This is a genomic window from Acetivibrio straminisolvens JCM 21531 (assembly GCF_000521465.1).
In the GTDB taxonomy this organism is placed as follows: domain Bacteria; phylum Bacillota; class Clostridia; order Acetivibrionales; family Acetivibrionaceae; genus Hungateiclostridium; species Hungateiclostridium straminisolvens.
On record NZ_BAVR01000054.1, the window covers coordinates 1 to 26,009 of the forward strand.

22 protein-coding genes and 2 pseudogenes are annotated in these 26,009 nt (G+C 35.8%); 11 read left to right on the forward strand and 13 right to left on the reverse strand.

Translation table 11 applies throughout. From position 1 onward, the window contains the following. Window positions 1–68: 68 nt before the first annotated feature. The 4 genes and pseudogenes from JCM21531_RS13165 to aroC all read left to right on the forward strand — a co-directional run bounded on the left by JCM21531_RS13165 (window position 69) and on the right by aroC (window position 4,390). Window positions 69–1,442: a carbohydrate-binding domain-containing protein gene (locus JCM21531_RS13165; protein WP_243467672.1), complete on the forward strand. Its 1,374-nt coding sequence runs from the start codon at window positions 69–71 to the stop codon at window positions 1,440–1,442. A 359-nt stretch (window positions 1,443–1,801) separates the two neighbouring features. Continuing rightward, window positions 1,802–2,485 carry a DUF4956 domain-containing protein gene (locus JCM21531_RS13170; protein WP_038290606.1) on the forward strand — a complete coding sequence of 228 codons (684 nt, stop codon included), beginning with the start codon at window positions 1,802–1,804 and terminating at the stop codon, window positions 2,483–2,485. Window positions 2,486–2,593: 108 nt separating this feature from the next. Then, complete coding sequence (locus JCM21531_RS13175) at window positions 2,594–3,106, forward strand: shikimate kinase (protein ID WP_038290590.1); 513 nt, start codon at window positions 2,594–2,596, stop codon at window positions 3,104–3,106. Between the two features lie 100 nt (window positions 3,107–3,206). Beyond that, window positions 3,207–4,390, forward strand: a pseudogene (aroC, locus tag JCM21531_RS13180) (chorismate synthase). A gap of 131 nt (window positions 4,391–4,521) precedes the next feature. On the opposite strand, the gene JCM21531_RS13185 reads toward aroC, so the two are convergent. Next, complete coding sequence (locus JCM21531_RS13185; RefSeq protein WP_038290593.1) at window positions 4,522–5,178, reverse strand: PilZ domain-containing protein; 657 nt, start codon at window positions 5,176–5,178, stop codon at window positions 4,522–4,524. A 984-nt stretch (window positions 5,179–6,162) separates the two neighbouring features. On the opposite strand from JCM21531_RS13185, the gene JCM21531_RS23930 reads away from it, so the two are divergent. Beyond that, on the forward strand, window positions 6,163–6,447 hold the full coding sequence (locus tag JCM21531_RS23930) for an AAA family ATPase (RefSeq protein ID WP_279379065.1): 285 nt from the start codon (window positions 6,163–6,165) through the stop codon (window positions 6,445–6,447). Further along, complete coding sequence (locus JCM21531_RS23935; RefSeq protein ID WP_279379066.1) at window positions 6,444–7,625, forward strand: ATP-binding protein; 1,182 nt, start codon at window positions 6,444–6,446, stop codon at window positions 7,623–7,625. Before JCM21531_RS23930 ends, JCM21531_RS23935 begins: the two co-directional genes overlap by 4 nt. A 40-nt stretch (window positions 7,626–7,665) precedes the next feature. Here the strand turns inward: JCM21531_RS23935 and JCM21531_RS13195 are convergent, their stop codons facing one another. From JCM21531_RS13195 to JCM21531_RS13210, 5 genes are all read right to left on the reverse strand, one after another. Then, window positions 7,666–8,787, reverse strand: a complete 1,122-nt coding sequence (locus JCM21531_RS13195) for a murein hydrolase activator EnvC family protein (protein ID WP_038290594.1) — start codon at window positions 8,785–8,787, stop codon at window positions 7,666–7,668. 237 nt (window positions 8,788–9,024) lie between these two features. Beyond that, window positions 9,025–9,798 (reverse strand): cohesin domain-containing protein, encoded by a 774-nt coding sequence (locus tag JCM21531_RS13200; protein WP_038290596.1) that lies wholly within the window; start codon window positions 9,796–9,798, stop codon window positions 9,025–9,027. Between the two features lie 179 nt (window positions 9,799–9,977). Next, on the reverse strand, window positions 9,978–11,498 hold the full coding sequence (locus tag JCM21531_RS22335; protein ID WP_243467673.1) for a cohesin domain-containing protein: 1,521 nt from the start codon (window positions 11,496–11,498) through the stop codon (window positions 9,978–9,980). Continuing rightward, on the reverse strand, window positions 11,477–13,912 hold the full coding sequence (locus tag JCM21531_RS23940; protein WP_279379067.1) for a cohesin domain-containing protein: 2,436 nt from the start codon (window positions 13,910–13,912) through the stop codon (window positions 11,477–11,479). The genes JCM21531_RS22335 and JCM21531_RS23940 overlap by 22 nt, the downstream gene beginning before the upstream one ends. Before the next feature lie 732 nt (window positions 13,913–14,644). Further along, entirely contained in the window at window positions 14,645–15,367 is a 723-nt protein-coding gene (locus tag JCM21531_RS13210) for a 4'-phosphopantetheinyl transferase family protein (RefSeq protein WP_243467674.1), read from the reverse strand. Between the two features lie 182 nt (window positions 15,368–15,549). Between JCM21531_RS13210 and JCM21531_RS23945 the strand changes: the two genes are divergently transcribed. Next, a complete protein-coding gene (locus JCM21531_RS23945) occupies window positions 15,550–15,675 on the forward strand; it encodes a hypothetical protein (RefSeq protein WP_265444373.1) in 126 nt (41 codons plus the stop codon). A gap of 253 nt (window positions 15,676–15,928) precedes the next feature. On the opposite strand, the gene copZ is transcribed toward JCM21531_RS23945, so the two are convergent. Then, window positions 15,929–16,141 carry a copper chaperone CopZ gene (copZ, locus tag JCM21531_RS13215; RefSeq protein ID WP_038290598.1) on the reverse strand — a complete coding sequence of 71 codons (213 nt, stop codon included), beginning with the start codon at window positions 16,139–16,141 and terminating at the stop codon, window positions 15,929–15,931. Between the two features lie 193 nt (window positions 16,142–16,334). Between copZ and JCM21531_RS22350 the strand changes: the two genes are divergently transcribed. Then, on the forward strand, window positions 16,335–16,865 hold the full coding sequence (locus JCM21531_RS22350; RefSeq protein WP_243467675.1) for a hypothetical protein: 531 nt from the start codon (window positions 16,335–16,337) through the stop codon (window positions 16,863–16,865). Further along, window positions 16,829–18,058 (forward strand): outer membrane protein assembly factor BamB family protein, encoded by a 1,230-nt coding sequence (locus JCM21531_RS13220; RefSeq protein ID WP_243467676.1) that lies wholly within the window; start codon window positions 16,829–16,831, stop codon window positions 18,056–18,058. The genes JCM21531_RS22350 and JCM21531_RS13220 overlap by 37 nt, the downstream gene beginning before the upstream one ends. An 8-nt stretch (window positions 18,059–18,066) precedes the next feature. Here the strand turns inward: JCM21531_RS13220 and JCM21531_RS13225 are convergent, their stop codons facing one another. The 6 genes and pseudogenes from JCM21531_RS13225 to JCM21531_RS18420 form a co-directional block, all read right to left on the reverse strand. Next, on the reverse strand, window positions 18,067–18,804 hold the full coding sequence (locus JCM21531_RS13225) for a GntR family transcriptional regulator (RefSeq protein WP_038290600.1): 738 nt from the start codon (window positions 18,802–18,804) through the stop codon (window positions 18,067–18,069). Window positions 18,805–19,014: 210 nt separating this feature from the next. Next, window positions 19,015–20,438: pseudogene (gene purB / locus JCM21531_RS13230) on the reverse strand (adenylosuccinate lyase). Window positions 20,439–20,557: 119 nt separating this feature from the next. Then, window positions 20,558–21,034, reverse strand: a complete 477-nt coding sequence (locus JCM21531_RS13235) for a hypothetical protein (protein WP_038290610.1) — start codon at window positions 21,032–21,034, stop codon at window positions 20,558–20,560. Window positions 21,035–21,068: 34 nt separating this feature from the next. Beyond that, entirely contained in the window at window positions 21,069–21,455 is a 387-nt protein-coding gene (locus tag JCM21531_RS13240) for a hypothetical protein (RefSeq protein ID WP_243467677.1), read from the reverse strand. A gap of 107 nt (window positions 21,456–21,562) precedes the next feature. Further along, window positions 21,563–23,107 (reverse strand): DUF4153 domain-containing protein, encoded by a 1,545-nt coding sequence (locus JCM21531_RS13245; RefSeq protein ID WP_054847110.1) that lies wholly within the window; start codon window positions 23,105–23,107, stop codon window positions 21,563–21,565. 3 nt (window positions 23,108–23,110) lie between these two features. Continuing rightward, complete coding sequence (locus JCM21531_RS18420; protein ID WP_094184803.1) at window positions 23,111–23,287, reverse strand: helix-turn-helix domain-containing protein; 177 nt, start codon at window positions 23,285–23,287, stop codon at window positions 23,111–23,113. A 577-nt stretch (window positions 23,288–23,864) separates the two neighbouring features. On the opposite strand from JCM21531_RS18420, the gene JCM21531_RS13250 reads away from it, so the two are divergent. Together JCM21531_RS13250 and JCM21531_RS13255 are read left to right on the forward strand one after the other, a co-directional pair. After that, the gene (locus JCM21531_RS13250) at window positions 23,865–24,497 is read left to right on the forward strand and encodes an RNA polymerase subunit sigma (protein WP_162149318.1); all 633 of its coding nucleotides are present in this window, start codon (window positions 23,865–23,867) and stop codon (window positions 24,495–24,497) included. Between the two features lie 69 nt (window positions 24,498–24,566). Beyond that, window positions 24,567–25,913 carry an anti-sigma-I factor RsgI family protein gene (locus JCM21531_RS13255; protein ID WP_157833686.1) on the forward strand — a complete coding sequence of 449 codons (1,347 nt, stop codon included), beginning with the start codon at window positions 24,567–24,569 and terminating at the stop codon, window positions 25,911–25,913. Window positions 25,914–26,009 lie beyond the last annotated feature (96 nt).

Below are 26,009 nucleotides of genomic sequence, written 5' to 3' on the forward strand. Positions count from 1 at the left end.
AAAACGATGTTTGTTACGAATAGATATACTAAAATATAGTACAATTATGCAAGGGGGAGAAGAGTTTTATGGGTATGAGGAAAAAGTATTTGGGATTTCTTTTATGTGCGCTTACATTTATCGTAAATATAATACCTGTAAGTGCATTAGAGCCGCTTAGGTATGGTGATTTAAATTCAGACGGTAAAGTAAACTCAACAGATCTTACGTTGATGAACAGGTATATTTTGAAAAGCTACACTGACATTAACTTAATCCGTGCCGATTTGAATGGAGACGGTAAAATAAACTCTTCCGACTATTCGCTGCTAAAAAGGTATCTTATGCGCCTTATTGACGTTCTTCCTGTTGAAATAACTCCAGAACCTACACCTTCACCCACGCCAACACCTACGCCTACTGCTGTTGATGAAGAAGCATGGAAAAACAACACCGGCACAATTGAGTTGGGAGATACAATAAAAGTAAGCGGAGAAGGCATTTCCGTAAATGGTTCGGTTGTTACCATTACAGCCGGAGGAGACCATATGGTTACAGGTACTTTAAACAACGGCATGATCTATGTAGATACAACCGATAGAGTTAAGCTAAGACTCAGCGGTGTAAATATAAAAAATCCAAACGGACCTGCCATCTACTTTTACAACGTTGACAAAGGCTTTATTACAATAGAAAAAGGTACAGTCAACTATCTTTCTGACGGAGCAACATACACTGATAAAGAAGCAAAAGCAGCTCTCTTCAGCAATGACGATTTGGAATTGAAGGGAAAAGGCACTCTTTACGTTACGGGCAATTACAAGCACGGTATTGCAAGTGATGACGATCTCATTATTGAAAACGGAGATATCTATGTAACAGCTGTTACCGACGGATTGCATGCAAACAGCGGCATTAAAATTAAGGGAGGAAACATTACCGTTACTGCAAAATCCGATGCTATTGAAAGTGAAAAAGATTTTAAAATGACCGACGGCACCCTCACTTTGACTGCTGATGACGACGCAATACACGCAGAGCAGGACCTTGTAATTGATGGCGGAGAAATAAATATATTAAAATGTTATGAGGGTATTGAAAGTAAGACTACTATTACAATTAACGGAGGAAAAATTAATTTAAATTCCAGTGAAGACGGCTTGAATGCTTCAAACTGCATTTACATCAACGGCGGCGAACTTTACATAACTTCAGGATATGATGCAATTGACTCCAATGGATCAATATATATCAGCGGAGGATATACTCTCGCATTTGGAGGTAATTTCCCTGAAGGCGGTATTGACTGTGACTGGAACCCATTGGTAATCACAGGAGGAACTCTTATCGCGGCAGGAGCTCCAACAGCTCTCCTTCGAATACAAGCACACAGTGCTCGGTACTTTTGGGCAGCGGAACGGCAAACTCCGTTGTCAGCATTCAAAGAAACGGAACAGAAATAGCCAACTTCACAGCTCCAAAGAATTATCAAAACATGGTATTCAGCTCGCCGGATCTTGTATTGAATGCAACTTATACTGTGTATAAAAACGGAGCACAATCAGTTACATTCACTACAAATTCAATTGTAACTAATGCAGGAGGTTCCGGAGGATTCCCTGGAGGTGGCTGGTGGTTCCCAGGCGGTCCAATATGGTAATAAATAAACTACCCTTAAATATGATGAATAATAATATACAGTAGTTTTCTATTATTCCGAAGCAATATTGAGACAACAGCCTGTTTTTACAGACTGTTGTCTTATGTATGATTATAGATTAAAATATAGCTAGAAATTTATTTTAGAAGGGAAAGATTGACAATGTTAGACATGGATTTAACGACTGCATTCAACACAACATTAACTTTCTGGAGTGCAATATTAACAGTCATAGTTTCATTCTCTTTGGGAATATCAATCAGCGTTACATATATGAAAACCCATCATAAAGGTTATTACTCGCAAAATTTCTCTCTAACACTAATTCTGATACCTTCTGTAATTGCAGTAATAATCCTTTTGGTAGGTAGTAATGTAGCAAGGGCATTCAGCCTTGCAGGAGCATTTTCTATCGCCCGATTCAGAAGTACTGCAGGAGACCCCAAAGACATTGCTTATGTCTTCTTTTCAATGGCTGCCGGACTTGCCTGCGGTGTAGGGCTATTTGGTTATGCCGCACTTTTTACCGTGCTACTTTGCGTATTTATGTTCATTCTATGTAAAATCAATTTCGGCGCAAAAAAAACCTGCAGTAAAATACTAAAAATTGTGATTCCCGAAAACATGAATTATCAAGGAGCATTCGATGATATTTTAAAGAAGTATACAACAAACTACCAGTTATGCAAGGTAAAGACGACGGATTTGGGAACACTTTTCGAACTTGTATATACAATAACCATGGAAAATGATAAAAATGAAAAAGAATTTATTGATGAGCTTCGCTGCAGAAATGGCAACTTAAATATAGTATTGGCGATGGATGCCGCTCCAACAGATTTCTAAAAATGTATTGAGCTTTTATAATTATTTTTTTATTTTTTAGTTGGACCTTCATAGTTTTATGTGTATAATACTATTATAGTTTTATATTAAAATTGTGAGGTTGTATGGATGAAAAAAGGAAACATAGTCTTAATTGGTATGCCTAGCTCGGGCAAAACTACGATTGGAGAACCGCTTGCAAAAACTCTCAGTATGGGCTTTGTGGATACCGATAAGATAATAACGGACAAAGAAAAAAGGCCTCTTAGAGATATTGTAAATCAAGACGGGCTGGAAAAGTTTCTTGAAATACAGCAATCGGTTTTAATGAACCTTGATGTAAGCAACCATGTCATATCAACCGGCGGCAGTGTTGTTTATAGTGAATCTGCAATGGAACATCTTAAAAAAAACAGTATTGTAGTATACCTTAAGCTGGAGTTTGATGAAATTAAGAGAAGACTGTCTTCAGCCAGAAGGCTTGCAAGAGACAGCAGTAAAAGTTTTGAGGATATTTACAAGGAAAGAGTACCTCTTTATGAAAAGTACGCGGATGTTACAATAAACTGTTCTTCAAAGAGTGTTCTATCAATTGTAGCGGAAATTAAAGATGTTTACGAAACCAAGTATAAGGGAATATAAATATTAATGGTTTTTAAAATCTCAGTTCAAAGCAAATTTTTCGGTTGTAGAGGACATTTATCGCCTCGTTATAAGTTCATTTAAGGGAGATGATTGCAGGATGGTAGGAAATTCGTTTGGTAGAATATTCAGGGTCACAACCTGTGGAGAATCTTATGCGGGAGCTTTCCGTAAAAATCTTCAAATACCAAAAGAACTGTATGGAGGATTAATAGCGATTGTAGACGCGTTCCGCCCGGAATAAAGCTTACTGCCGATTTTGTGCAAGAAGAGCTTGATAAAAGGAGGCCGGGAAGGACTCCTTTGGATACGCCAAGGAAGGAAAGGGACAAGGTATACATTTTCTCAGGAGTAATGGAAGATGACATTACAACCGGTACTCCCGTCGGTCTGATTATACCCAATGATGTTATTGAAGATGAGCACATTAATAAGCATAAGAGCTATAAAGAGGTTATAAGGCCGGGTCAGGCAGGGTATACCTTCTTTAAGAAGTATGGACAATTTGCGGACAACATAGGTGCCGGACGCGCTTCCGGAAGGGAGACAGCTGCCCGCGTTGCAGGCGGAGCTGTAGCAAAGGCAGTTTTAGATACCATGGGTATAGACGTAATTGCCTTCATAACCGAAATACACGGAATTAAAGCTCAAGACAATATCACTTACGAAATGGCAAAAGCTAATTATCGCAAAAATGACATCAATTGTCCGGACCTTGAAAAAGCAAAAGAAATGATAGAAGAACTTCAAAGAATAAAGGAACAGGGAGATTCTGTCGGTGGGGTAGTGGAGATAATTGCAAGAGGTGTACCCGCAGGTCTGGGAGAGCCCGTATTTGATAAGCTTCAGGCCACACTTGCCCATGCATTAATGTCCATTGGCGCCATAAAAGGAATAGAGTTTGGCGCAGGATTCGGCCATACAAAGTTAAAGGGTTCGGAATCCAATGATGTCCCTTATTACGACGAAGCTTCCGGACGTGTAAGGTTTAAGACCAATAGGGCCGGAGGTATATTGGGCGGAATTTCCAATGGGGAAGATATCAGGATAAGGGTTGCCGTTAAGCCAACACCTACCATTTCAATACCGCAGGGTACAGTAAACATGTATACTTGTGAGAATGTTAAAGTAGAGTTTAACACAAGAAATGATCCTTCAATATGCCCAAGAATTTATCCTGTTTGCGAAGCAATGGTCAGAATTGCTCTTTTAGATGCTTTATATGTTGCAAAAGGCTATAGAGCAATTAGCAGCAATATAGATCCTCGTTGGGACCTCTTATAACATTTCGGTTAGACGGTTTAAACAAAGAGCTCACTCCTATAATCAAAAAAGCCTCAATAGCTAATATGCTTATAGAGGCTTTTCTTAGTTTATATTATTTAATTCTTTCTTTATTTTAGCCGTTTTATTGTTTAGTTCATTACAACCTTTCTTTGATTTATTCTTCTGAGCGGCTCAAATTCGTATTTAAGGCGAGTTATTGAAAGCTCCTGGTCCATTTTTAAAAACTCCAGGCATCTTTCAATAGTTTTACTAAATTCAGCATGTGGCATGTAATATGCAAGGCCATATTCAAAGCCAAGCTCACTTATCCTTTTCCACATTACCTGAGCCTCAAAAGTAATTTCAATGCTTTCTATTTTTGTATTGATAGTTAATATGTCTCCTTTCTTAAACTCTTGTCTGGAGCACAATGATAAACCATCCAGACTCATATTTCTTATGTAGGAGAAAACTCTGGTGTTACGGCTCAAAATATACGCACACAAAGAAACGGGAAACCTTTGTGTGAGTCTCTTGTTTGTTATTGATTGAACATTATTAATAGTGAGTGTAAAGGTATTTTGATTGTAGTCCACACATTTTACAATACTTTCACAGATGTTTACGACATTTTCGTCCTCGAAGCCCAATACAACCGGATCACTGTCAAAAAAGCTGTAAACAAGAAAATCTCTTTCCGGCTTAACAATAACACTGTTGTCAAATGAATTACTAATTATCCCTCGATTGCTTTTTCTGGCAGAATAATGCTTTAGTGTAACGATTTCACCAACTCTTAACTTCATAAAATCATTCCCATCCAATTATTTTGTTCTCAACTGTATAGTAATGCAAAATCTTTAAGTCGAATAAGTCCGCAAAATAAGAGCAGTTTCAGGATACGTATAATTTTAAGACAGAAGATTAGGATTTTGAACAAACATTTTAGGAAATTTTACGGCATAATTTTATTATAGCATATTTTACTAAAAATTTTAAGTCTTTTTATAATTAATTTTTTACATAAAAAAAGAAAAAAAACTACCGTACAGAAATACCTTAAGCTGTCGGTAGTTTGGTATGAAGGTTGGTATAACTTACTGGCAGTTTGTCTGCCATAAGCTTATTATAATATTCGTACGTCTTGATATTTTGAGGGGGCAAAAATAAAGTTTTATAAAAAAATATATTAAAATTAATAAAAATAATACATTAATACATAATGAATACTTAAACATTAGCAAAATCGCTATATTAAACTTACATTAGATTTAACTGGATTTTTTAAAAAACCTCCTCCCAATTATACAAAATTTTTTATTTTGTATAATTATATATATTTTTTTAACCCGCTCTTCCTAAAAGCTTATTTTAAATTTTTACATTCAAGAATTATTTGGTCCATATGATTACTTCCGGTAATAAAAATTACCGTCAATATTTTTAGCCAAAGTATATTCACATTCCATTCAGAAAATCAATATCTAGTTTTCAAAATAATCTGATACATCATTAATATTATCTTGAAAAATTAAAATTATCATTAAAACATCTTTCCATGGAAAACTAAATTCTTATTTGTCTTCTTAAGTACAATATAAATCTTAGTACTAATTAATGACTTTATTTGCAACAGTATAAATAAATTACATGAATAATAAAAACTCTTTAATTTATTTCAATATTATCTTATTGTGCATTTTATATTGAAAATATGTAAAGTATACTTAGCATAATTGTTGACAAAAATGATAAATAGAAATATAATGTTATAGAAATGAGGTGAATTAATGGCAATTACATCGATTGAAAATGTTATAAAGCTCCTATATTCATATAATCCATGGTGGCGTGTCGGAACAATGCCTCAGGACATGGTAAAGCCCACTAAGCGTTTTGCATACTTTGAGTCCATGCACTGGCTGGAGCATGATTCTGTAAGGAGGTTTGTGCTTCTTTCGGGAGCCAGACGGGTTGGCAAAACAACCATCATGTATCAAATGATTCAAAACTTGCTTGATAAGGCGTGCCGCCAAAGAGTATTTTGTATGTATCCTTTGATCACCCAATATTGAAGTTTTACACAATTGACGAGCTGGTAGGAATCTATACTACCAACATTCATCCTGAAGATAAATGCTGGTTTTTCTTTGATGAAATCCAGTATGCAGATGATTGGGAACTATATCTAAAGGTATTCTATGATACTAAACCGCACATTTACATTACCGCTACAGGTTCAGCCAGTCCGACTATTGAAAAAGGTGCCGGCGATAGCGGAGTTGGACGTTGGAATATTATTCGTGTACCCACTTTATCCTTTTACGAATACTGTAAACTAGCTGGTATAAAGGACATTCCGAACCTAAATGTTGATGTGAAACCCACTTCCCTTGCCTCAATGAGCGAAAGTACACAAAGAGAAATTATGCACCTGCTGGAACCTTTTCAAAAACACTTTACAAGATACCTTGCAGTTGGTGGTTTTCCGGAACTTGTGCTGTCTAATGATGACTTTGGCGCACAAAGGATATTGCGTGAAGATGTGGTTGACAAGGTGCTTAAAAGAGATATTCCTAGCCTCTTCAACATGAGGAATCCCGCGATTTTGGAGAAAGTGTTTTTATACCTGTGTTTCAATTCTTCAAACATTATCAATACTTCTGCTATCAGCAAGGAGCTTGACGGTACTCCAAGAGCTACTATAGACAGTTACATTGAGTTTCTTGAAAGAGCCAACCTTATTTACAGAAGTATGCCGGTTGGATTGGCCGGTAAAATGATACTTAAGGCTGCTCCGAAAATTTATATTTCAGATGCAGCAATCAGAAATGCTGTCCTGATGCTGGATATCAATGACTTGATATCAAATCCCGATGAAATGGGTCTTGTGGCAGAAACGGCAGTATATAAGCATCTGGCCTCATTCTACTATCCCTTGCGAGCAAATGTAGGCTATTATCGTAAGTCCGGTCAAGTACCCAAGGAAATTGATGTTGTGGTGGATTATCCGATCGGAAGAATTCTCGTTGAGATTAAGTACCGGGAGAATCCGATAATAAAACATGATGATGCTATTGTGGAATTGGCAAACAGCGAAAAAGATAAGATCCTTGCGGCTATCGTAGTAACAAAGACTTCAGACTCTTACGGTATATTGCCGTATAAGACAAAGGTACCCATTTATAAAATTCCTGCTTATGCTTTTCTGTACCTCCTTGGACATGCCGAGGAAAAAGGATACAAGAAATAATTCAGATTTAAAAGGCAGCCATATTAGCTGCCTTTCAATATTATTTAATATATTCTAATGGATTGGTCACATTTCCGTCTATACGAACTTCAAAGTGAAGATGTGTCCCGGTAGCCGTTCCGGTGTTGCCAGCCTGAGCTATAGTTTGACCTTTTCTAACTTTTTCACCCTTTTTAACAAGCAGTTTGCTGCAATGAGCATATAACGTAGTTATTCCGCCGCCATGATCGACAATGACGGTATAACCGTATCCATCCTGCCATCCTGCAGAAATAACGATTCCGTTATTCGCAGCAACTATCGAAGCCCCATAAGACGCATCAATGTCAACCCCCGTATGCATTTTATACTTTTTAAATACCGGATGAAGTCTCATACCAAATCGCGAATCTATTTTTTTAGAGCTTGGTACAGGCCACACCATTGTACCGCCGGCATATTCTTTAATCCCGCCAGTGCTTCTTCTTATCTGATTTGCTACTTCATAGGATTGTTGTATCAGCTTATCTTCTTGTTCTTCCAAACGCTTTATCTCTTCATTTCTTTCCTTTATGCGTTTCTCAAGCCCGTTTCTGGTTGCAATCAATGAATCAATACTGTTTTTCTTCTTAACCAATTCAGTTTGTTTAACATTTTTTACATACTGAACTAACTGCTTTTTATATGTAAGATCTCTTTTTATGTCTTGAACTTCTTTTACAATTTCCTTATCCTTTTTAGCAACTGATGAAATTAACTGAAGCCTTTCGAAAAAATTAATCAAATTCTCCGAATCGGCCAATACATCCAAATATGAAACATATGAGTTTTTGTACATAGTTATGAGACGTTCTTCAAAAGCTTTTAATTGATTGCTGTACCTTTTTTCCGTATCCTCTAATGACTTCTCATAGCCTTCTATTTCCCTATCTATTGCTTCCAATTCCGAAATTAAACCTTGATACTCTGCATTTACAGCATTCTCGGCATCAATTAATTCTTTCTTCTCCCTTTCAAGTTCGTCTTTTTCTTTATTTATCTCGCGTTTTTGTTCGCTAATGTCATTTAATTTGTTGTCTATTTCATTTATTTTATCTTTAAAAGAATTATTGTCTGCCATAACAGGAAAAATCAAAGCTGCCGTCAAAGCTGTTATCAATGCAATTATACAAAGCCTTTTCACTCTTACTCCTCCTGTAAGAACCAGAAAATTAAGTACTAAATACTACGCGTCCTATACAAACTTAATTTTTACTCTATTATATTCTTATATTATTATTCCAGTTTTGTCAACACTTAATTAGAAAAATTGTTAAAAATTTGTCATAATGTAAATATGTCATGACATCCTACCTTTATCTCTGCTCTGTAAAAATATGAGCTTCACTTCCTACAAATCTTAAAAAAGCCTATTGAGCTCCTAATTGACCTTTACGCCTTCCCCTACTGAATAATTGGTCAATATCTCAAAATTCCAGTCATAAATGTATGTTCCCGATACCGCATTGGGCATTGCTGACGTATCTTCAAATGCAACAGTTGTGCTCTCTTCTTTTAACACCTTAAATCCTATTAAAGCAAGAACACCTCTACTTTCCGGTTTGTTGCTGCTTCTATATTTATCTACATCTATATATGCTTTACCGAAATTAATAATACCTTGCTCAACGTTGCTTGAAACCAATGGAAGTACATTATAGTCCGAATTTACTAAAATATCGCCGGACTTCGGCATCTGTTTATTTGAAAGAGGTTTGCCTGTATCGAGGTCTATTGCCTGCAATACGTTAGGGTCATACTTTATATTTACCTGATAACCCGCGACATTTGCGACATTGTCTAATACAATCTTCGCAGTGATTATCTCACCTTCTTTTGCCGTACTCTTGTCCATCACAATTCGGATACTGGAGTCATCTAATTTGCCGGTTGATTCCTCATTGTTTTTTGGTTCTGATGTCTGATTGGCAACATCCGGATTACTATCCGGTGATTTAGCAGGAATCACAGTTTCATTGGTATCCGGTGATTCTGAATAAACAGGCTCTTTACTTACGTCAGTACCGCTATTTGACTCGATAGTTGCCGTGGGTTGAGGACTATCCGACCCTTTTCCTGTTTTACCGCAACTGCATAGAATTGACATTAAAAAAACAGAAATAATCGCTATTTTTATCAAAATTGATTTACGCATTAATATCTTCCTCCAGTATGACCAAATTCCTTTTCAGGTAACTAAAGCAAACGTACTTGATTAAATTTATAACACATTTGATAGATAAATGCAATTATACTTTATTGATTTTTAGGACATGAAAAACTGCAGGCGGTATTCTTCCACCTGCAGCATTTCATTTAATTGTCAATAAGCTTTTAGTTGATGCTATCCGGCTGTATTATCGAATAATTGCTTATCTGATTGCCATACCAGTCAAATAAATATGTTCCTGAAATACTTCCAGGCATTGAAGTTGATTCTTTAAAGCTTATTTTTGCAGTTTGTGCCTTTAATACCTTAAAGTATATTTCTCCTAAAACTCCGCTCTCTTCAGGCACACCATCCATTCTGTACTCGTTCATATATGTATATACTTTAGAGAAGTTCAATACTCCCTTAGTCAAATCATGGGCAGTAATATTTGTCGGACCATATGCGCTGTTTTCGAGCAATTCTCTGTTCTCAAAAGATGACCTTGTAGTATACGGAGCTCCGGTCTGAGAATTAATAGGCTGCAATACATTTGGATCGTAAACTATATTTACTTGATAACCGGAAAGGTTCTTTATATTGTTTACCCTTACTGTAGCTTTTATTATTTCTCCTACTGTCGCTTTGTTCTTATCCAAATCCAGCTCGATATAGTTGGCCGGTAAAACAGCGCCGTTGATAGGCTCAGGCTGGATTACCTCATAGTCAGACTTCTTATTGCCGTACCAGTCAAACAAGTATGTTCCTGAAATATTTCCAGGCATTGAAGCAACATCTTTGTAAAAACTTACAGATGTCTTCTCACTTTTCAATACCTTAAAGCCTATTACTCCTAAAACTCCTGTTTCCTCAGCTTTACCGTCGTTTCTGTACTCATTCATATACAAATAGGTACGTCCGAAATTCAGTATACCTTTGGACAGGTCATGCGAAGCCATTGATGTGGAACCGTATTCGTCTTTTACAATCAGCTCGCCGTTTCCAAGAGGAGTTCTTGCGGAATATGCTGCTCCTGTATTCGGGTTAATGGGCTGCAATACGCTAGGATCATACTTAATGGATATTTGATAACCGGCAAACTCTTTTACATTACCGACTTTTACCGTTGCCTTTATTATATCTCCCACCGACGCATTGCTCTTGTCAAACTCCATTTTTATATAGCTGTCAGATACTGCATTGGCATTGATAGGTTCAGGCTGAATAACCTTATAGTTTGACTTCTTGCCGCCATACCAGTCAAACAAATATGTTCCCGATATGCTTCCTGGCATTGAAGACGCATCTTTAAAGCTAACAGTTGTCTTCTCATTTTTCAATACCTTAAAGCCTATTACACCTAAAACTCCTGTTTCTTCTGCCTTACCGCTGTTTCTGTAGTCATTCATAAATATGTATACCTGACCAAAATTCAATATACCTTCCGACAGGTTATGTACAGCTATTGAAGTTGCACCGTATTCACTGTTTACAAGCAGCTCACCGTTTGCAAGCGGAGTTCTTGCAGAGTATGCTGCTCCGGTATTCGGGTTAACCGGTTGCAATACGTTAGGATCATACTTGATATTTATCTGATATCCGGCAAACTCTTTTATATCCTTTACTTTTATCGTTGCCTTAATTATTTCTCCCACAGACGCATTGTTCTTGTCAAACTCCATCTTTATATAGCTGTCTGTTGACACCGGATCAGTTGGTTTTGGCGTTGCGAAGGAGAAGGTTTCACTGTAGGTGTCGGTGAAGGTGTCGGCACTTGAGACTGAGTAATTTTTATTACACCGGGATTCACAACTTTGTAACCTGATAACAAGTTTCCATTCCAGTCAAACAAGTATGTTCCCGATATGCTCGAAGGCATTGCAATGGAATTTTCAAATCCAATATACGTATCTTTTTGCTTAAGAACCTTAAAGGCAATTACAGCTAATGTTCCGGTTTTTTCCGGATTATTTGTACGCTTATATTCATCTAAATAAGCATAGGTCTTACCGAAGTTTAATACACCCTCAGAAACTTTGTTTGACACAGCGGATATAACACCGTAATCAGTGTTTATAAGAATAGTTCCGTCAGCTGGCATTGTTTTGTCTGTCATCGGTTGTCCCGTAATAGGATTTATAGCTTGAAGTACTGAAGGATCATATTTTATATTTACCTGATAGCCTGCAAAATTATTGATATCAGTAATATTTACTGCAGCTTTGATGATATCTCCGACTTCTGCTTGGTCTTTGTCCAGCTTAAGCTCTATTTGCCCGCCGGAAATCGGTGTTTGAGTCGGAGTAGGCGTTGGGCTTGGACTAACAGGTGTAGATGATGGTGTTGCCGTTGGTGTAGGCGATGGTGTTGGAGTTGGTGAAGCTATAACAGAACCAGTTATCTTAACCGCTTGAGGCTGTACAACTTTATAATCCGATATTCTTACAACATTCCAGTCAAACAGTATTGTACCGCTCAAACTGCTTGGCATGGATATTGCGTCTTCAAATTTGACAGTTGCATCACCTGGGTTGAGAGCCTTAAACCCAATAACCGCAAGTGTTCCTGACTTCTCAGGTTTACCGCTGTTTTTATACTCATTAACATATGTATAAGTTTTCGCAAAGTTCAATACACCTTCTGAAGGTTTGTTAACCGCAATAGAAATTACTCCGTAATTCGGATTTGAAATTAAATCGCCGTCTTTTGGCATAGTGTTAATTTTTAAAGGTTCTCCGGTATCGGGATTTACAGCCTGTAATAAATCAGGATTGTATTTAATATTTACCTGATAACCGGCTAAACTGTCAAAACCGTCAACCTTTACAAACGCTTTTATGATCTCTCCAACCTTAACAGTATTCTTATCAAATTCAATTCCTATTGAACCGTTAGAAGTCGTTACAGGTGTAGGTGTAGGTGTTGGTGTTGGTTTCAGAGTAGGTGTTGGTGAAACTGTAGGCGAAGGTGTTACCGACTGTCCGGAAATACTGATAGCACCGGCTTGAACTACTTGATAGCTTGATACATTGTTTCCGTTCCAGTCAAAGATCATTGTACCTTTAATGCTTCCCGGCATCGAAAGTGTCTCTGCAAATTCAATATATGTTGAAGAAGCTGCTTTAAGAGCTTTAAATGCAATTTTAGCAACTGTACCGCTCTTTTCAGCTACTCCGGAAGCCTTGTATACATCAAGGTATGTGTAGGACTTTCCGAAATTCAATATACCTTCTTCCACCTTGTTTGCTACCGCTGAAATCACACCATAATCAGTATTTGCCAATATTGTGCCGTTCTTTGGCATTGTAGTTTTTCCATATGGAACATTTGTATCGGGATCTATAGGTTGCAATACCTCAGGATTATATTTTATATTAAACTGATATCCTGCGATACTGTCAAAGTTATCCACCTTTATTTCAGCAACTATTACATCGCCAACAAAAGCAGAATTTTTATTAAGTTCCATCTTAACGCTTCCCTTTGATGGCATAACTGACGGTGAAGGATTTACTACGGAAGAATTGATAACACCGGACTGAACTACAGTATAATCTGAGATAATTTCACCGTTCCAGTCAAACAACATTGTACCGGAGAGGCTGTTTGGCATTGAAGGTGTATTCTCAAATTTAACGGTTGTAGGCTGCACTTTAAGTACTTTAAAGCCTATTTCCGCCAATACACCTGTCTCTTCCGGCAAAGTGCTGAGCTTGTAATCATTGAGATATGTATATGCTTTTCCGAAATTCAAAATACCTTCTTCGATTTTATTTAATACACCGGATATAGCGCCGTATTCAGGGTTTATCAGTAAAGTCCCGTCCTTTGGCATCGTAGTTGCTTTTAGAGGAGCCTTTGTATCGGGATTTACCGCCTGCAATACTGCCGGATCATATTTGATGTTTACCTGAAATCCGGCAAAATTTTTGATGTTGCTAATCTTGACATAAGCTTTGATTATGTCTCCTACTTGAGCAGTTGTTTTGTCAAACTCCAACGATATGCTGCCAACACCCGTAACTGACAAAGTACTTGTCGGATATGCAGACATAGCAAAAGAAGAGGTCATTACCATCAACATAGCAATAACCAGTATAATACTTATACCTTTCTTCATACCAAAAAAACCTCCCAATAAAATTATAATCTCTATAGCATTTAAAACGCCTAAAACATAACATGCCAATTCAATATGCAAATATTTTACCCCTGCCTCCCCCAAACTCATATTTTACACCGGTTGCTTCAATATTTTGGTGTAAAAGAAAATGTATAAATAATTTTATCCTCCTTCCTTCAGTATTAACTAGGAAGCATTGGCGTCAAAAGTAAAATTTAGCATGTTATGATAAACAACATTTTAATATCTATCTAATAAAACATAACAATAGCATATAAAAAAACTCGTTATTAAAATTATAATTTTTTGACCTTATTTTGGATTAATTACGAATGCTTAACATAGAAAACATGTAATTGGAAGAACGTATAGAAGAACGCATTGTGCGAGGAGATGTATGTTATAACGTAGTGTGCGTATATTATTTGACGTTTGTTTATCGCAATAACTAACGAGATAAATTATAGAACAATAAACAAAACTTATAGGCAGCCATTTTTACTGGCAGATTAAACTATAGAATCAAAAATAAAAAACTACAAATTCCTTAACACTTTCTAAACATACTTAAATCATATTAATAGTATCTTGAAACAAGAACTATTGCGATAAAATTAAACGCAAAAAACAACAAAATAATTCACAATATTCAATTTTGCAAATTACTTCAAAAAACAATAAAAATTTATATGAATACAATTTTACTTTCATTTTCATTATATATGATATTTAATTGCGTTTCAAGAATTTTTTAAGCATTTCATTATTCAATAAAAATTCAAAAACCTCCTCAAAACTTTTTATATCAATCTCCTCCGGAAATTGTGGTTCCATGGAGCATACTGCAAATTTGTATTCTTTATCAATATCATATTTTTTAAAGAAAAAGTGTCTTGGTTCGTCATTTGATGTAAAAATGATGTTATCGTTTTCTATTCTAAAGGAAAACGAATTTAAAGGCAGTGAAAGTCCTCTACCATCTGCTTTTATATAGCTTTCCTTCAATGTCCACAGCTCAAAAAAATATTCTATTTTCTCATCACCATTTTTTGAAAAAAGGTCTGAAACCTCCTCCTTTGAAAAAAACCTTTTTGCAATATCTAAATCTATCTCTTTTATCTTCTCTACATCAATCCCGACAGGCTTGGAGCTTACCGCGCATACTACCCAGCTTCCGGAATGGGAAAGGTTAAAATGAAAATCCTCATGTCCCTCAAGATAGGGTTTTCCATAAGCCGATCTATTAAATTTGACGGATTCATTGTTTATACCCAGCTTTAAGCAGACAATCGCTCTTTTTAATAGCTCTGCAGTTAAAGACATTAACGAGTCTTCATACCTTCTAAATCTCTTTATTTTATCCTTTGTTTCATTAGGAAGGAAATTTAATGCTTTCTCATATAAATCTCGCTCAATACTGTTTGCCAACTTTATGCCAAATAGCTCTACCACATATTCACCTCACAAAAACTTTAATTCCGGGATTTCCCTTTGCTTCTATAATAATATATTATCATCGGTTGCAAGTCAAATTTTAAAACAATCAAATATAGTCACACTTTTCATGAGCCATTAATAATATGTTATTAGCAAAAACGCATCAAACATTCTAATTCTCAGGGAGGTTACATACTATGTCTGAAAGAGGTTTCTTTGGCGGAGTATTTGATGACGATACGATTCTATGGTTTATAATTCTCTTCCTGTTGCTTTTCTGGTGCTGGTCCGGCTCCGGATATGACTATGGTGCAAAAGGTTAATAACCACTAAAATAAAACATAAAAAAGGGAGGCTCATATAATGACAGAAAGAGGTTCTTTCAGCAACGAATTAATATGGATAATCATATTAATAATCATTTTCTGTTGTTTGTGCGGCGGATTCCGCTACTAGGAAAGACTCGTTAATGTCCACCATTTGGATTGGGCAAAAGGTTACATAATGACATGCAAAAAAAAAGTCATAAGCAAAGGGGCTTCTTGCCCCTAAGCTTTATTTTTCACCTTTTTGTACTTACATAACATCGTATCCTTGTTCTTCTATCGTATTTTTAATTGTTTCAACATTGAGCTTGCTACTGTCATACTCCACAGTTACTTTCTTCGCTTCCAAATCAACATCTACATTATCTACACCTTGAAGGCTTCCGACTGCTTTCTTTATGCTGTTTACACAGTGATTGCAGGACATTCCTTCCACCGTAAGATTCGCAATATCCCTTGACATATTATTTCCTCCTTTATATTATCGGTACTATTATTTTTCCATCCTTGCATACTATTATATCTTAAGATTATCAAATATCAAAAATAAAATATCAAAGAAAAACATTCAAACATTTCGGAAATATATTTTAATTTTATTAATTCTGGTTTATTATAAATAATAACAATGACACTATAAATCAAAGAGGGACTTTATGAATATGAATGCATCTAAAATTATACTTACCATAAACATAATAATATTGATATTGTCGATTCCGGGGTTTATTCTCCTAAATTATTATCTTGAACATTCAAATTCCAACCCGGACAATACCGCGGTGTTGCCTTCCGGCGATGTGTCTCCCAATCCTAATGAGACCACCGCACCGAATGCGACCATAAATCCGGAAAACTCCGACGCTAAAAGATGGACAGCAATATCTCCCCATGAAATCGACATCGCAAAAGAAAGCCTTCCTGAAAGCCATAATTTTAAATGGGACGTTATTAAAGACGGCCAAAAGCTTGATACATATTTTAACAATGATTCTTTTGTATTTAGGCCTTCAGATGAATACAATGAAATTGACGGTGTAACGACCTTTAGAGGAAACAATTACAGGAACTCTGCCAGCTATGGATTTGCAAATATCAGAGAAGAAAAACTTGAAAAAGTTTGGAGTATCAAAATAGGATATATTGATACATGGACAGGGGTTGGCTGGAACGGTCAGCTTCAATAGTCAGATGGGACAACAACCTTCGAAGAAAAATGAATCTGTTTCATGAAAAAAAGAACAAGGATGACCTCAAAGAGGTTATATATGCCACCTTGGACGGAAAAATATACTTTCTTGACCTTGACGACGGTTCTTATACCAGAAATCCAATCAATGTGGGTGCTTCCCTCAAAGGAAGTGTAACTGTGGACCCAAGGGGTTATCCCCTTCTCTATTCAGGGCAAGGTATTGACGAGGTGCAAGGTAAAAAGGTTCCGATAGGTTTTCGCATATACAGTCTTTTGGACCAAAAGCTTCTTTACTTTATAAACGGTCTTGACAATACTGCTTTTAGATACTGGGGAGCCTTTGACTCCTCTCCCCTTTTGCACAAGGAAACCGACAATCTGTTTTTATGCGGCGAAAATGGCCTGCTGTACTCCATAAAGCTAAATACGGATTTCGACCCGGTGCAGCCTGCTATTTCCATAAAGCCGGATATTACAAAATACAGGTACACTTCCCCTGTCAAAGGCAGACTTGGAACTGAAAACTCTATTGCCGCTTACAAAAACTTTGGATATTTTGCAGACAACAGCGGTACTCTTCAGTGTGTCGACCTAAACACCCTCTCTCCTGTATGGGTAAGAAATATAACGGATGATACCGACAGCACCATGGCTATTGAGGATTTAGGCGGATCCAATGTTTTTCTGTATATTGCGAACGAAGTTGACCTTCAGGGAGAAAACGGGTACAGTTTCGTCCGAAAAATAAATGCACTGACAGGCAGTCTCATATGGGAAAAGAAATATAAGTGTTCATATAACGTAGATACCAACGGTGGAGCATTGGCTTCTCCCGTAGTTGGAAAAAACGAAATCAGCAATCTCGTTATATTTAGCATAGCAAAGTCCTATAAGAAAAACGGAGGCAAACTAATTGCATTTGATAAAAATACCGGAGAAGAAGTATGGGTTATAGATTCGGATTTTTATAGCTGGAGCTCACCGGTTGATATCTATACCGAAGATGGCAAAGCTTACATTATCCATTGCGATTCCGGAGGGTATATGAACCTTATCGAAGGCAAAAGCGGTAAAATACTGGACAAAATCCCTCTTGGCGGAAATGTTGAAGGTTCGCCTGCAGTCTATAACGATATGATAGTAATAGGTACAAGAGGACAACAAATATTTGGGATAAGAATAAAATAGTAAAAAGTTTATTTGGCGTTTTCAAAAAAGAGTTTGCATTTATCGGCTCTGTACTTTGATACTACAAATTCTACTACCTGACCGCTTTTGGAAAATATTATATTAGATATCTTAAAAAGAGCCTGACCTGGCTGAATCATCAGGTACTGTGCTTCATACTGTTCAGTATACATTATCTCAAGAGTGCTTTTTGTTTTAGCCGGAAGAAGAGGATATTTTCCTCTCAGTATATCATAAGAGGGCTTTTTGCTTTTTATATCTTCTATTATATCCGGAAAAAGATTCAGAGGTATATATGATGTATTCAGTGAAATTACATCTTCACCGTTTTTGCTTTTATAGTCAACCTGTGCAAATTCAACTACTTGGTTGTGAGCTATGGAAAACACTTCATCGAGCTTTTTGTAGTCTTTATTGGTTATTTTATCTATAAAAATAATTTCTCTTTCGCTTGTTATCTCATTGTCTAAAATAGAATCGGTAAAACCAGTATATGATTTTACGCTGATTAATGACTTAGGCTTTGCTACAAAGGTCCCTTTCCCCTTTTCCTTGTACAAATATCCATTATTTGTTAGCTCGCTTATAGCCTGTCTTACTGTAGGACGGCTAATGTTGTAAAGCTCACAAAAATCCTGTTCTGAAGGTATTTTTGTGTCAGGCGGGTACTCGCCGTTCTCAATTTTTTCAATAATTATATTTTTAAGCTGAGAGTAAAGAGGCACGTTACTATACTTATTAATCACGTTAATTTCCCCCTGACCTGTCAAACCAAATTAATGTAATAGGAATTTAAGGTTGTTGTAATTGGAAAGCAAATCGAAACCGGTGCTTAGAATTAATCATCATAGTCATAATTGTACTATATGAAAGACTAAATTTCAACATATTTTTAATGGCACAGGCTCGACAAATTAGCATTTTTAGTACCAATTTGCCGAGCCTGCTTCCAAATATTAAACCTTAAGTTCAACTTCAATATCCTCGATTTTATTCTTTTCAAGAACTGGTTTTACATACTCATTGATAAATTCTTCCACCTGCTGAGGAGATCTTCCGATATAGTTCTCCGGTGCAAGCACAGATTTCAGCTCATCAATGCTAAGGCCAAACATCTCGTCGGCAGCTATTCTCTCTATAAGGTCATTTTTCTTTCCTTCTGCCTTAACCTGTTTTGCAGCTTCCATTGAATGAACTTATACGTTCATGGAGCTCCTGCCTGTCACCGCCTCTTTTAACAGCTTCCATCATTATATTTTCCGTAGCCATAAACGGAAGTTCTTCCAAAACATGCTTTTCTATAACTTTCGGATACACAACCATGCCGTCTGCGACATTTATATATATGTTCAATATTGCATCCACCGCAAGGAAGGCCTCCGGCATGCATATACGCTTATTTGCCGAATCATCAAGAGTTCTTTCAAACCACTGGGTTGATGAAGTAATCGCTGGATTTAAGGAGTTAACAATTACATATCTTGCCAGGGCACAAATCCTTTCGGATCTCATCGGATTTCTCTTGTATGCCATCGCAGATGAACCTATCTGATGCTTTTCAAAAGGCTCTTCTATCTCTTTCATGCTCTGAAGAAGTCTTAAGTCATTGCCGAACTTGTAAGCACTTTGGGCAATTGTACTTAAAAGATTTAGAATTCTGCTGTCAAGCTTTCTGGTGTAGGTTTGGCCCGATACGGGAAATACGTTATCAAATCCCATTTTCTTGGCAATAAGCTTGTCCAGCTTTTTTACCTTCTCATGATCGTTTTCAAAAAGACTTAAAAAGCTTGCCTGCGTTCCTGTTGTACCTTAGAGCCCAAAAGTCTCATGTTGGCCAGAATATAATCCAGGTCCTCAACATCCATTAACAGATCCTGAATCCAAAGAGTTGCTCTCTTTCCCACGGTAACAAGCTGAGCCGGCTGATAGTGGGTATAGCCCAAAGTGGGAAGTTCTTTGTATTTCATTGCAAAATCGGATAATTTGGATATTACGCAAATAAGCTTTTTCTTTATAAGCTTTAGCGCTTCGGTCATGATTATAATATCGGTATTATCTCCAACATAACAGGATGTAGCGCCCAAGTGAATTATAGGTCTGGCGTTGGGACACTGTTCTCCATAGGCATGTATGTGAGCCATTACATCATGCGAAATTCTTTTTCTTTCATTTCAGCCACATCATAATTTATATCATCTTTATATTTCTTAAGCTCTTCTATCTGTTCATCGGTAATGTTAAGTCCCAATTCCTTTTCTGCCTCTGCAAGTGCAATCCAAAGCTTTCTCCATGTACGAAACTTCATATCGGGAGAAAACAGTTCCTGCATTTCCTTGCTCGCATATCTTGAATTTAAAGGACTTTCATAAGTGTTTTTCAAAATCTTCAACCTCCAACATCATTCTTTTTAAAATAACTTTACTAAACGCAACACTTATTATACAATTTTTTCTGATGTAAATCCATATTTAATCTCTATAATCTTTATAAAAATATCTTTTACAGCGAATCGCAAATTTTTTTAACCCTTTTGGCTTCATTCAAAACTTTGAGCCACCATTCATTATCATCCTTCGATATTATAAGTACTCTAAATCCAAATTGCGTTCCGTTGTGCTTAACGGAAATATCATCATCAATATGCAAATATATTGCGAATTTAGAGGGTACCTTGGACGGCATAATCTCTTTTCGATTTCCCTGAACCAAGTCCTTGTGAACCTTTTGATTGATTACATCACAAAGCTTTATACCGTAAACGTCAAACAATCCCCTTATGTAACCAATACTTCTCTCGGATGTCGTGTAGACACAAATATCATATCCCAAGGACTTGAGCTCTTCACACAAATTTCTGATGCCCTTTCTCAGCTTTTCTCTGTAGAATATAGCTTTAAACTTTTTGACCGGGGTTTCATGCAACGCGCCTTTGTCAGTTAATATCAGTGTATCATCCAAATCAAAAGAAATCTTCACAAAATCAAGCCCTTCCGCAATGTTTTGCTTATTATTAATATGTATGGAATATGAAATTCTTCGGCACAACACATTTTACCCACTTAAGTTCATCCTTTGTTATGCCGGTAATTGAAAATTCCTTGCCATAGTGCTCCGAAGAAAAAAACACCTCACCATCTCTTACTAAAAACAAAGAAAACCACTTAATTCTTCTCTTTTCATCGAAAGCATTGTATAGTATTTGTTCAACGGTTTTTTCATTAACCGGTAAAGTAAGAATGGTCATACGTTCGCTGCTTTCTTTATCAACACTGCTGCTAAAAGACAATATTTTATTTATAATGCTCTCTTCTTCATTCCAGCAGTCAATTCTTATACTGTCTGCTTCATCTAAAAAGTACTCAACCAGTATCCGCCAAAAATCAAACTCTCCCCACATTAATTTGTTACAAAAATATACATTATATATCCGTATGATGCATTCCTCCAAATTCATCGATAACATTTTATTTTAAATTCCAATACACTATATGTATCCAGATTAGGCTATTCCCCAAAATCATATTTATCCAATATTTTTTTTGCCCTATAGTCCGATAAATTGAAAGTCTGCCAATAGCTTTCCGATGTAAGCATACTTTTTCTGTATTTAAGCCCTACTTTGATGTTATATACGACTTGCTCGTCTTCACTCTCAAGAAGCTTTACTATATAGGCAACTGCATCATTCGAAAGATATCTCAGATAATAGGTATCTATCGTTTCGTTGCTGTTTAATTCATATCTCCTGATATTATTCTTTGCAATAAATGCGTCCACATTAAAATAATTTAATGCAAGATAAGCAATTACCGAAATAACTATATAAGACTTCAGCAAATAGAAGTTTTCTCTCCAAACTTTTATCAAAGTTACAACAAGTAACGCAAATATATATAGCATAAAGGCATGGGTAAAAACTCTGAGATAAGTAAAACCATACTCTTGCTCATAAAGAGACATTCTAAAATGAGCAGACAAAAGCATAACCATAGTACATGCAACCAAACATGAGTTCATAATCTTTATAACATTGGATATAATCGGGTTTTCGGTTTTTGTTAGGTTTATTATGCTTGTTAGTATACTTACATTTATTAATGTGACTAAAACCAATTCAAAAAAGCCTTTTCTGGCATATTCGGCATAAGTAACCCCCTCCGGAAGCAATGAACCGATACTTCCGAAAAGATATCCGAACTGAATAACTGTAAAAACAACATATATCAGATTTACAGATACTAGAACCGTTAAAACTATTATCGGATCCCAGATCTTTTTAATGCGAATACATTCACCGATGGCTTTGGGAAAGTCCTTTTCTTTCTTATAGTAAAGACTCCAAAGATAGCTGAAGGCTATTATGCTTATAAAAACCCCAATAATCATCTGCACTATAAAATCCGCTATATTCACGTTTATAAACAGATAACGAACATTCTCCATCCAGTAATCAAACACCTTATCTGCCGAAGAAAGCAGAGAAATTACCACAAGGAGCAAGGGAATTGATAACACCAAACCTGCAATTATCTTAGTTACAGTTGAAGCCCTACCCGAGCGTATTTTTCTTTTGCTGATTTCCGAGAGTAAAACAAATGCTTCAGATACATACAGCAGACTTCTCAAAAGCATTCCACCCAATAAGTCAAATATAAATCTCGCATCAAACCACTTGTAATAATTGTTATTTGTTATGAGCAGTGTCTGGGCAATAATAAGAATAGGTATAATCATGAAATTTAAAACTTTAAATATCCAATTTGAAAAAAGTGCATAGGTTAATGACAATAGTATAATCGGAATCGTTAAAAGTGTTCCGAAATTTAATTTTAATTCGATTTTATCCCGCTGAGTGAATATAACTACGCCGTAAAAAAACAATACAAATATGGGATATGAAATTCCAAACCCTTTTTTATAAAACAAGATGTTAAATATTACAGCAAGAACAATAGCTCCCACTAGAATGTACACATTCTCTTTCTTTACTATATCTGCCCTATTACTGGCCATTCTTACTTTACTTTCTGTTCTGTTTAATTCCTCCATAACCTATTCCTCCTTTATATAATTTCTATTCGGAACATATTCAAGAATGTCTCCCGGTTGACAGTCTAAGGCTTCACATATTGCCTCAAGATTTGAAAACCGAATTACCTTTGCTTTACCCGTTTTGAGGATTGACAGATTGGCCAATGTAAATTCTTTTCTTATCTCATGAACCAAGATGAAAGCAAAAAATAGTAATTTTCACCAAATATATTGTTTATCAAATTAAAAGCCAGCTTTAGGCACCAAGGCAAACTAATAAGAATAGCCATTCCACCAATAAAAACTCTATCCAGTATTAATTTTACCAAGCCAGAGAGTCCCTTCTCTCCTAAAACTTAAACAAAATTTCCTCCTTTTAGTTGGTAGTTTAATTATAATGTAAACGATTTCTCACCTAAATTCAATAAACTTTTATTGTTTTTCAATATTTTTTCGCCGAAAACACTTTAATAAGAAACTTTTAATAAAAAACTTGCTGCTTATAATTTTAGTTCAAAATCCAAATGGAATTTAACTTAAATTAAAGATAACACTATTTTGACATTTTCTATATGAAATACCTTGAAAACAAAAAATCAGTTAAGCCACATAAAAATATTTTACACATACGCCTTTTTAAATAAGGAGTGATTTTATTGTTCGGGTTGGACTTGTTTAAAAAAGAGATAAGTTTTCTAATGATTCAATAATTGAAATAATAGACAGTATTCGAAAAGGGGACTTGCAGCTTAGAGACAGGTTTATAAGTGAAAGTATGCCTTTTATTATGAAATCACTACATAAAATTTTAAAAAGACATATTGATATTAAAAATGATGAGGAATTCAGTATAGGCTTGTCTGCTTTTAATGAAGCAATAGATCATTATGACCTGTATAGAAAAGGTGACTTTTACAGGTATTCGTATATTATGATTAAGCATAGGATCATTGATTATTTAAGAAGTACAAAAAGAAACGGTAAAACTATACCATTTTCAAGTATTGAGGATAATGAATACTTTGATCAAAGATACCTTACTTCTAATATAAATAATCAATACGAAATAGTGGAGCTAAAAGAAGACATACTGATTTTACAGCAGAATTTAATGGAGTTTGGCATAACATGGGATGATTTAATAAACAATTCGCCTATGCACAGGGATACCAGACGTCTATGTATAAGAATAGCAAAAGAGATATTGGAAAACGAGGATTTATATACAAAATTTATAAATACCAAGAAAATTCCTCGTTCTCAATTGGTAGAACGGCTTAAAATTCATCGGAGAACTATAGAAAATCACAGAATATTTATAATCGCAATTTGCCTGATTTTAAAAAGTAATCAGGATGAGTTGAAAGCATTTCCCATTCACTTTGAAGAAAGGGGGAATTCATTATGAAATACATTGGGTTAATAATTGGCTTGGAAAAAAATAGAGCTGTTGTGTTGACTGCGGAAAGCAAGATTGTTGGGATTAAAAAAAAGTGAAGGAATGTTTTTAGGGCAAAAAGTATTCTTTTCCCATAATGATATACTTACTGTCAAACGCAGGAAAATAAATTTTTATAAGCCAGCTATTGCTGGAGTTGCTGCTCTGTTGATGCTTATCTTCAGTTATTTTAAATTCTTTAATAGCAGTGAAACATTGCTCTTTATTGACGTTGATATAAATCCAAGTATTGAATTTGCTGTTGACGGTAAGAGTGTTGTAAAGGATGTACATCCAATAAATAAAGAAGCCGATGCATTGACACAGAATTTAGATTTGGAAAACATTCCTTTAACAGAAGCGTTAATAAAATATATAGATAAAGCTATTGAAGATGGCTATTTGAATGATAGAAAAGAAAACTCAAACTACCTTCTTGTGTCGGCTGCGCTCAATTCCAAATCCAGCGAATTCAAAAAAAACCGGCTAAATACAGAGAAAAAACTGGATTCCGAGTTGGAAAATTTGAAAGATGATCTCCTTAATATCTATAGCCGGAAATTCAATTTTGAGATTCTAAAAGTTCCTGAATACTATAAGCAAAAGTCTATGGAAAAAAATATTTCTATGGGCAAATACATGGTTTATGAAAAGATAAGAGAAAAAGGCACTTCCATAACCATTGAAGAAATTCAGTCGGGTAATTTGTATAATTTATTGCACCAAAACGGATTATACCCTTTAAGCGAAAAAAGTACTAATATTTCGCCAGAAACTACACCGGTTAGTATGAGTACATATGCTGTTTCTCAAACACCACAATCTATATTTACTCCTGAAGCCACCGGAAAAGCAGAAGTTACTCCTACACCAACATATTATAAAACTCCTTCTATAACATCAGAGCCAACCCACAAAATAAAACCTTCTGATATACCTAAAGTTACTGATCTGGCACAGTACAATTTTGAAAACGGTTTTCAGGGTTTTAAAGTTTCAAATGCAATTGAGTTTTATAACAGTTCCGATAATGCCTTTGCTGGAACTAAGAGTTTAAAAATCCGCATGAGATCCGGGGAAGACGAATATATAGATACTTCAAATGTTGATCCGAGTATAACGCATGGAACAACAATTACATTCCATGTATGGATTCCTGAAACCACCGAAATAACAGCTGTTGAGCCATTTTATCAAGATGCCGATTGGGAGTGGACAGGAAATTGGAATTTTTACTCACAACTAACACCAAACAGTTGGAATACAATTAAGCTAAAAGTACTAGAGGATGAGCCCTTACCTATTCGAAGAATAGGAGTAAAAATTGCCGCACAAGGTAAAAATTTTTCAGGGTATGTTTATATTGACAGTATTTCGTGGGAGTAGCCAGATATTTTAGGTCTTAATTTCTAAGTTGTAAGGCTGTGAACAATACAGCTCTTTAAACTAGAAATATAGTTAATCTAAGTTTTTATCCGGAAA